The sequence below is a fragment of the Rhodococcus sp. 05-2254-6 genome, assembly GCF_002258565.1.
Taxonomy (GTDB): domain Bacteria; phylum Actinomycetota; class Actinomycetes; order Mycobacteriales; family Mycobacteriaceae; genus Rhodococcoides.
In genome coordinates this window covers 1-8,189 of record NZ_NOZF01000086.1, presented here as the reverse complement: position 1 = coordinate 8,189, position 8,189 = coordinate 1, and the positions used below count along the sequence as shown (strand labels likewise).

The window sequence follows — 8,189 nt, the reverse complement described above, 5'->3', positions numbered from 1 at the left end:
CTGCTCACCTGGGTGTTCGCCGTGCAGCCGTCGCTCGGCGGAGGCGGCATCTCCGGAACCGCAGGCCTGGTCGACGTCGCGTACCCCGCGATGGACATCTTTCTGCTGGGACTGCTGGCCCACTTCGTCGGCTCACGGCAGTGGCGGACCCTGTCCTACCGGCTCCTCACCGTGGCCGTAGCGCTGCTAGTGGTCACCGACACCGTGAACAACTTCGCGATCGTCTCCGATTCCTCGTCCGACAGGTCTGTGTTCGACGTCGGATGGATCATGTCCTACGTCCTCATCGGGGTCGCCGCCCTTCACCCGTCCATGCGGCGCATCACCAACCCGAACATCGAATCCGACGCCCACCTGATGGCGTCGTTCACCACTCCCACGGTCGTCGTGCTGACCGCGGCCACCCTGACTGCGCCGATCGTGATGTTCATCGAGGTCGTTCGCGACGAGCCGATCGCCCAGTGGGGATGGGCGGTGCTGCTCTGTGCTCTCGCTCTGGTGGTCCTGGTGATGCTCCGCATCACCGATCTGCTGCGGTTGTTGCACACTCAGACCGTCCAGCTTCGTGCCGTCGCCGATACCGATCACCTCACCGGACTGGCCAACCTACGCGCCCTCGAGCATCGACTCTGGGGCAATGCGGGTGAGTCGACCTTGCTCACCGTCGACATCGACCGATTCAAGGAGATCAACGACACCTTCGGACGCGGCCTCGGCGACCAGGTCCTCGTGGTGGTCGCCGAGCGACTGCGAGGCGTCGCCGACGACTCGATTCTGTTGGCGCGCTTGGCCGGTGACGAGTTCGCCCTGTGTGGAGCATCGGAGTCGATGGATCCGGCCGCGTTGGCGCACCGGATTCAGCTCCTGTTCGCCACGCCCTTCGAGGTGGGGAACATGACCCTGCTGATCGAAGCGAGCGTCGGAGTCGCGTCGAATTCTCTCGGCGACGGTGAGGACGAAACGACACCCGATCGCCTCGTACAGCGCGCCGACCTCGCCGTCCAGGCCGCGAAAGCCGCCCAGTCTCGCGTCGCGTACTACGACCGGTCGATGGACCGGGACAAGAGCGAGCAGCTCATCATGCTCGGCGAACTCACCACGGCACTGGAGACGGATCAACTGCAACTGCACTATCAGCCGCAGATCGACCTCACGACGATGACCGTCGTCGGCGTGGAAGCACTGCTGCGGTGGCATCATCCGAACGGCACCGTCCTGTCCCCCAGCACATTCCTGCCCACCGCCGAACGCACCGGACTGATCCGGCCGTTGACGAGCTACGTCCTCACCCAGGCCCTCGCCCAACGAAGGAAGTGGATGACCGATGGGCTCGAGCTGAGCATCGCCGTCAACATCTCGACCCGAAACCTGTTCGACGACACCCTCATCGACCAAGTTTATACAGCGCTGAAGGAATTCGATTGTCCACCGCGCCGATTGACCGTCGAGGTGACCGAGACCTCGGCGATGACCGACCCGATCGGCGCGACCGAGACGCTGTCGATACTGCATGCGATGGGCGTGCAGGTCGCCATCGACGATTACGGAACCGGTTACAGCTCGCTCGCCTACATCGAGCGATTGCCGGTACAGGAGCTGAAAATCGATCGCACGTTCATCGGCGGCATGGCACACAACCCGGCGCATGCCGCCATCGTGCGATCGACCGTCGAGCTCGCCCGTACGCTGGGATTGTCGGTGACGGCAGAGGGAGTGGAGGACGAGGTGACGATGACGGCGTTGCGCGAACTACGGTGCGGACGAGCGCAGGGTTACCACCTCGGCCGTCCCACCTCGGCAGACCGACTACCCGCCCTCGTCGCCGAACTGAATGCGCATCTGAATACTGCTACAGGAGAACGGATATCATGACCGAAGCAGCCCTGTCGGTGTATGCCGCGATTCGATCTCGCCGCGACGTCCGCGCCGAGTTCGACGGAACCGTCGTCGACGACGAGACTCTGCGACGAATCCTCGGAGCGGCGCATCAAGCCCCGAGCGTGGGCAACACCCAGCCCTGGGACTTCGTGGTCGTCCGTAAGCCCGATACTCTGAGCGCATTCGCGGCCCACGTGGCCGGCTGCCGACAGGATTTTGCGGACAAGCTCGACGCCGAACGACGAAAGACGTTCGACCCCATCAGAATCGAGGGAATCGAGACCAGCGGAACCGGGGTGGTGGTCACCTACGATCCCGACCGTGGAGGTCGGCACGTCCTCGGTCGCGACACCGTCGACGACACCGGACTGTTCTCCGCCGTCCTCGCCATCGAAAACCTCTGGCTCGCAGCGATAGCCGAGAACGTCGGCGTCGGCTGGGTCTCGTTCTACGACGAGGCGTACCTGACCGAACTGCTCGACATCCCCGCACCGGTCCGCCCGATCGCCTGGCTGTGCGTCGGTCCGGTCCAATCGTTTCAGGAGGTACCCGATTTGGAACGCTTCGGTTGGCGTAGCCGCCGTCCACTGGACGACGCCCTGCACTTCGAGCAGTACCGCCGATGAGGGCGCGCCTGGTCGCGGCGGCCACTGTCTGCCTGCTCGTCGCCGGTTGCTCTGCGGCCGAATCCTCGACCGAACCGACCACTGAGGCAACCACTCCGGCGGCCGAGCCCGCACAGGCCCCGGATGCGGCCGACCCGATCGGTACCGTCGTTCCTCTTGCGGGTGCTCCCGAAGGTGTCGTGGTGGGATCGTCCGGGATCGCTGCTGCCGGGGTGCGGGAGCCCGACGGCGTGGTGCTGTTCGACGCGGCCACCGGTGCCGTGCGCCAGATGGTCTCGACGACGGGTGCGCCGCGACATCTTTCACTGGCCGGTCCCGACGGCCCGGTGTTGGTTCCGCTCGAGGGCAGTGACGAGCTGCTCGAGATCTCGCTCGCCGACGGCGCGATTCTGTCGACGGCCACCGGTGTCGGTCGTCAGCCACACGATGCGGTGCAGACCTCCGACGGCACCGTCGTGGCCACCAACGAGATGGGTGGCGGAGTGATCTTCCTGCGCGACGGGGCGATCGTGTCGGAGCTACCGCCGGGCCCTGTCCAGCCCGGTGGTGCTGCCGCTCTCGGTCCGTTCGCGGCCGTCGCGGACGTGCAGGGCAACGGTGTGTGGGTCTACGACGGCGCGACGCAGCAGGAGGTGTCGCAGGCTCCGATCGGCGTCAAGCTCACGCACGCGGTGACGGTGAATCAGACGGTGGCCGGGTTCGCCGACACCGACGGTGGTGCGGTCCTGCTCGCGTCGGTCGACGATGCCGGCGGCATTCGTCAGATCGCATCGATCGACGCACCGGGTAACCCGTACGGGCTCGCCGTGGATCTCGAACGTCGGGTGCTGTTCGTGACGCTGACCGCGTCGAACGTACTGCGGGTGGTCGATGTATCCGATCCCGCAGCTCCGCGAATCCTGGGCGATGTTCCGACGGTGACGCAGGCCAACTCGGTGGCGGTCGATCCGCGGAACGGCGACGTGCTGGTGACCGGCAGCGACCCCGGCGCGGCGAGTTCGATTCAGATCATCCCCCGCGCCGAGTTGCCGGTCGGTTAGGGCGTCACCACCCGTAGGAGCCCGGGATTCCCTTGAACGGACCGACGACGTCGTCGGTGATCCAGCCCTCGTAGAACCCGCCTTCCTGGCGTCGGACCGCTTCGCCGTCGATCTCGCATTCGAGGCGGCTGGGCGAGAACGCCAGGTAACCCGCGATCTCGGCGAACCGAGGGGTGGGGTTCTCGTAGCTCCACCCGGCAGCCTCTGCGACAGCGTCTCCGCCGTGGACGTCCCAGTACGTCGCTGCGCCTTTCCACTCGCAGTGCGTCGAGCGCGCCGCCGAGGGGGTCAGCGCGCCCGGAACGACGTCTGCAGGCGAGATGTACCAGGTGGGCGGATGGCTCGTCTCGAGCACTCGGTAAGCGGCGGTGGTGCGGGCGATCACCTGGCCGCCGAGCCGAACGACGAGGGAACGGTTCGAGGCTTCGAGCTTGGGCGGACGGGGGTAATCCCAGACGGACTCCTGGCCCGGCTTCGGCTTCTCGGGAACGACGGATCTCGGCAAGTGTGTACTCATCCTTCGATGGTGCCACCGGGCGTCACGGGGCGTCGACGGGATAGAGATCGTCCACCCGTTCCTCGTCGAGAATCCAGCGATCGACCTCGTCGAGTGGTTCGACCGTGCGCACCGAGGTGACCGGGGATTCGGGCAGGCGGTGTTCGGTGCGGACCGGCTCGGTTCGGATCGGGTCTGTGCGGACCGGCTCGGTGCGCGCCATCGGCGCAGGGGTCGGTATCTCGGGGGTGGGGAATTCGGGCGCTGGTGTCACGGGTTCGGCTTTCGGGACCGCGATTGCCACCTCTTCGGGGGCGGGTTCTTCGTCGGTGGTCTTCGGCAGTTCCGCCGGTACCCGAACAAGGATGCCGAGTCCGTGCGTTGCGGCCAACAGACTCACCGGGGCGACGGTTGCAATTGCCGCCGACAGGGCCGGATGCAGTGTGCCAGCGTCGGAGATGAAGGCGTGCATGGCATTTGCGCCGATACTCACCAGAGCTGCCGTGATCAACACACCCCAGAAGAAGCGTCGACCACTGCGTTGATCCTCGAATTGGGCCAGCGCGATGACGGAGATCGTGGCCTGCAGGATGGTGCCGTCGACGATCACCGGCCACAGCCAGGACAGCGAGCGTGGGACACCTGCCATCGTGGCCAGATCCCACAGTGCAGCGAAACTGAGCACGAAGGACGCAATTCCGATGACGGTGGTGATGACGACCGCACTGACGAGCGTCGCACGCAGGACCTTGTTCATGGATCGTCATGAAACACGAACCCACCGACAAGTTCGGTGAAGGCTGCGACGGTCAGGGCTCGAAGGCGGCGCGAACGATGCGTCGCCGCCGCGAATGTCGATCAGGCCGGGCTTCACAGCAGTGTCGACAGCGAGTGCGCCGGAGGTAAGTCCGAGGAGACCTGCGGATTCTGATCGCCTCGTTGCGGCCCGGTGTTGTCCGCCCAGCAGTCTTCGCGAACGCGCGCGCGTTTGCCAGGGGCGCGCGGAATCGCTATGCGAGCGTTGACAATTGTGAACGCGCCTGGCGAATGCGCGCGCATTTGCCACAATCCCCCACTGCCACCGCACCGAACCCGCTGAGGGATCAAGCGGTACGAACGGCTCCGCGGTAGAAGTCGGCGCGATCGTGTGCGGACATTCCGCCCCATACGCCGTAGGGCTCGTTCGCCTCGAGGGCGTGCTGGCGGCATTGTTCGAGTACCGGGCAGCGGCCGCAGACCTGCTTGGCGGATTTCTCACGCGAGGTGCGAGCGCGGCCTCGTTCGCCTTCGGGGTGGAAGAACACGGACGAGTCCAATCCGCGACACAGACCGTCGAGTTGCCAGTCCCAGACGTCTGCGTTGGGAACGGGAAGTTGGACCGGCCTGGCGGGTGCGCCTCGCACCATGAGCTGTCTCCTCACTGAAAAAGTGAACAAGCTCACTATCTCGCATTCGTCATACTTTTACAAGTCCTTTCGGTCATTCGTAGTACTTAAAAGCAAGCGCGCTTGCTTGAAAATTGCACGTTCAGGACAGCCGTCAGCAGATCTGCGCCCCGTTTGCGGCCCCAGGCCCGGATGAATGTCGCATTGCCACAGTCAGACCGACTGAAAGTCACATTGATCCACCATGGAGGTCACAAAACGGCGATCAGTGACTTTCCGACATTCCCGCACGCTTTTCGAGTTCGACGAGAATGCGCTCGGCGATCTTGGTCGGCGGCGGCCCGATGTCGACGACGATCGCGTTCTCGTCGTCACCGAGCGGCTCGAGGGTCGAGATCTGCGTGTCGAGCAGCGAGGACGGCATGAAGTGATCCATCCGAGCATTGAGGCGTCCGCTGATTCGGTCCTTGGTGCCTGCCAGATGCACGAAGATCACCTCGGCCCCGTCCCTCGATGCGGCGCTCAGCACGTCTCGGTACGACCGCTTGAGGGCCGAGCACGTGACGATTCCCGATCGACCGGTGGAGGTGTGCTCGGTGATCCACTCCGCGATCACGTCGAGCCATGGCCACCTGTCCTCGTCGGTCAGTGGCTGACCCGACGCCATCTTCGCCACGTTGGCGTCCGGGTGCAGGTCGTCGCCCTCCTGCAGGTCCCATTTCAATGCTCCGGCGAGGATGCCCGCCACTGTGGATTTACCCGATCCGGACACTCCCATCACCACGAGAACCGGATGATGTGCTCTGCCTGTCGTCTGTGCTGCCATCCCTCGATACTGCTCCATCACGCTCGCGCGGATCGGACAGACGCGAGAAACCGGGCGACCCGTGGGACGATCGACCGGACATGAGCGAGACCAGCGACTTCCGCCAGCTGCACGATTCGGTGCTCGACGAGCTCGGTCGCGACATCGTGAGCGGCGCGATCCCGAGCGGGACCCGAATCTCGGCCGACGACGTCGCCGTGCGGTTCACCGTGTCGCGGACCGTCGTCCGGGAAGTGGTTCGCGTCCTGGAATCGCTGGGGTTGCTCACCGTGCGTCGACGCGTGGGGATCACCGTGCAGGGCTCGCAGAACTGGAACTCCCTGGACCCTGTGGTCATCCGCTGGCAACTGGCCGGGCCTGCCCGCGCCGAGCAGTTGCTGCTGCTCAGCGAATTACGTTCGGGGATCGAGCCTTTGGCAGCCAAGCTCGCTGCGCATCGAGCAACACCCGAGCAATGCGGCGCGCTGACGGCCGCCGTCATCGGAATGTCGTCGACGTCCCGGGCCGCCGACTCCGACGCCTACCTCGAACACGACAGCAATTTCCATCGCACGTTGCTCGCGGCCTCCGGCAACCCGATGCTGCGGTCGATGTCCGACATCGTGGTGGAGGTGCTCGCGGGCCGCACCCGCCACGCCCTGATGTCCCGCCAAGCCGACCCAGAGGCGATCCGACTGCACGGCGTGGTGGCGTCGTCTATCCAATCCGGCGACGCCGACGGCGCCCAGCGAGCCATGTTGGCCATCGTCACCAAGTCCGCCGCCTCGATGTCGGCGGCCTCCGGTGTGACTCCGTCGCCCGGTCTGGTCCCCGACCAGCAGTGATACATCCCGCGCACAAAGCCAGGTACGCCGAGGCGGGGTTCATCGCCTAGATTCGACGGGTGACTGCTCTCGAATTGCCGCTCGAACTTCGCCGCGCGCTCGTTGGAGTAGCTCGGACTCCGCGTCTGCTCGTCGCGTCCGATTACGACGGCACCATGGCGCCGATCGTCTCCGACCCGCAGAAGGCCTTCCCCCACCCCGAGTCGGTCAGCGCCATGCGCGGCCTCGCCTCCCTCGCCGGCACCAACGCTGCCGTCATCTCCGGACGTGCCCTCCGCGATCTCGCGATCCTCTCGCGCCTGCCGTCCGAAGTGCAGCTGGTGGGCAGTCACGGCAGCGAGTTCGACGCCGGGTTCGTCAATGCCATCGACGACAACGCCAAGAAGCTCCTCACCGTCATCACCGGCGAACTCCAGGCCATCGCCGACGCCCATCCCGGCGTCAGCATCGAGACCAAGCCGGCCAGCGTCGCGCTGCACGTCCGCAACGCCGAGACCGCCGCCGGTGACGAAGCACTCGCAGCTGTGCGATCCGGTGCGGCGGCGCGGGACGGCGTTCAGGTAACCGAGGGCAAGTCCGTCATCGAGCTGGCAGTCATCGTCACCGACAAGGGCGTCGCCCTCGACATCCTTCGTCACCAGGAAGCTGCTACTGCCGCAGTCTTTTTCGGCGACGACGTCACCGACGAGAAGGCCTTCGGACACCTGCACGGGCCGGACATCGGCGTCAAGATCGGACCGGGAGACACGCTCGCGGAATTTCGCATCGACAGCACCGAGCAGGTCGCCCTCGCCCTGGCATTCCTGCTCGAGGAGCGACGGCAGTGGCTTTCGGGAGCCGACGCCCCGCGCATCGAACGACTGACGATGTTGGCCAGCCCCAATGCCGTTGCCCTGCTGACCCCCGACGCCGACGTCACCTGGCTGTGTCACCCCGAACCCGATTCCGCAGCCGTGTTCGCACACCTGCTCGGCGGCGATCAGGCCGGCCACTTCAGCGTCGGGCCGACCCGCGCATCGCTTCCGTTGAGCCAGCAGTACGTGGACGGCACGATGACGGTGCAGACCAAGTGGGCCAGCCTGCAGGTCACGGATTATCTGCCGCACGACATCGG

9 protein-coding genes are annotated in these 8,189 nt (G+C 65.6%); 5 read left to right on the top strand and 4 right to left on the bottom strand.

Annotation, left to right across the window (positions count from 1 at the left end; translation table 11 throughout):
• The 3 genes from CH256_RS10540 to CH256_RS10530 form a co-directional block, all read left to right on the top strand.
• The coding region (locus CH256_RS10540) for a putative bifunctional diguanylate cyclase/phosphodiesterase (RefSeq protein WP_143536551.1) at positions 1-1,872 on the top strand (1,872 nt) is incomplete at its 5' end.
• 11 nt (positions 1,873-1,883) lie between these two features.
• Positions 1,884-2,504, top strand: coding sequence for a 5,6-dimethylbenzimidazole synthase (bluB, locus tag CH256_RS10535; protein WP_179272067.1), 621 nt, complete (start codon positions 1,884-1,886; stop codon positions 2,502-2,504).
• On the top strand, positions 2,501-3,544 hold the full coding sequence (locus CH256_RS10530) for a hypothetical protein (protein ID WP_094669557.1): 1,044 nt from the start codon (positions 2,501-2,503) through the stop codon (positions 3,542-3,544). Before bluB ends, CH256_RS10530 begins: the two co-directional genes overlap by 4 nt.
• Before the next feature lie 4 nt (positions 3,545-3,548).
• On the opposite strand, the gene CH256_RS10525 is transcribed toward CH256_RS10530, so the two are convergent.
• The 4 genes from CH256_RS10525 to CH256_RS10510 all read right to left on the bottom strand — a co-directional run bounded on the left by CH256_RS10525 (position 3,549) and on the right by CH256_RS10510 (position 6,251).
• On the bottom strand, positions 3,549-4,061 hold the full coding sequence (locus tag CH256_RS10525; protein ID WP_094669556.1) for a DUF427 domain-containing protein: 513 nt from the start codon (positions 4,059-4,061) through the stop codon (positions 3,549-3,551).
• Positions 4,062-4,083: 22 nt separating this feature from the next.
• Positions 4,084-4,797, bottom strand: a complete 714-nt coding sequence (locus CH256_RS10520; RefSeq protein WP_094669555.1) for a DUF2637 domain-containing protein — start codon at positions 4,795-4,797, stop codon at positions 4,084-4,086.
• Positions 4,798-5,143: 346 nt separating this feature from the next.
• On the bottom strand, positions 5,144-5,446 hold the full coding sequence (locus CH256_RS10515; protein WP_008713079.1) for a WhiB family transcriptional regulator: 303 nt from the start codon (positions 5,444-5,446) through the stop codon (positions 5,144-5,146).
• A gap of 244 nt (positions 5,447-5,690) precedes the next feature.
• Positions 5,691-6,251: a gluconokinase gene (locus CH256_RS10510; RefSeq protein WP_068053791.1), complete on the bottom strand. Its 561-nt coding sequence runs from the start codon at positions 6,249-6,251 to the stop codon at positions 5,691-5,693.
• Positions 6,252-6,331: 80 nt separating this feature from the next.
• Between CH256_RS10510 and CH256_RS10505 the strand changes: the two genes are divergently transcribed.
• Both CH256_RS10505 and otsB read left to right on the top strand, forming a co-directional pair.
• A complete protein-coding gene (locus CH256_RS10505; protein WP_037190693.1) occupies positions 6,332-7,075 on the top strand; it encodes a FadR/GntR family transcriptional regulator in 744 nt (247 codons plus the stop codon).
• 59 nt (positions 7,076-7,134) lie between these two features.
• Positions 7,135-8,189: trehalose-phosphatase (gene otsB, locus CH256_RS10500; RefSeq protein ID WP_094669554.1), on the top strand; the 1,055-nt coding region annotated here is incomplete at its 3' end.

What these genes read in the sequence shown, in the direction of transcription:
- CH256_RS10530 (WP_094669557.1), top strand. Translation starts at nt 2,501, where the DNA reads ATGAGGGCGCGCCTGGTCGCGGCGGCCACTGTCTGCCTGCTCGTCGCC.
- CH256_RS10525 (WP_094669556.1), bottom strand. Translation starts at nt 4,061, where the DNA reads ATGAGTACACACTTGCCGAGATCCGTCGTTCCCGAGAAGCCGAAGCCG.
- CH256_RS10520 (WP_094669555.1), bottom strand. Translation starts at nt 4,797, where the DNA reads ATGAACAAGGTCCTGCGTGCGACGCTCGTCAGTGCGGTCGTCATCACC.
- CH256_RS10515 (WP_008713079.1), bottom strand. Translation starts at nt 5,446, where the DNA reads ATGGTGCGAGGCGCACCCGCCAGGCCGGTCCAACTTCCCGTTCCCAAC.
- CH256_RS10510 (WP_068053791.1), bottom strand. Translation starts at nt 6,251, where the DNA reads ATGGCAGCACAGACGACAGGCAGAGCACATCATCCGGTTCTCGTGGTG.
- CH256_RS10505 (WP_037190693.1), top strand. Translation starts at nt 6,332, where the DNA reads ATGAGCGAGACCAGCGACTTCCGCCAGCTGCACGATTCGGTGCTCGAC.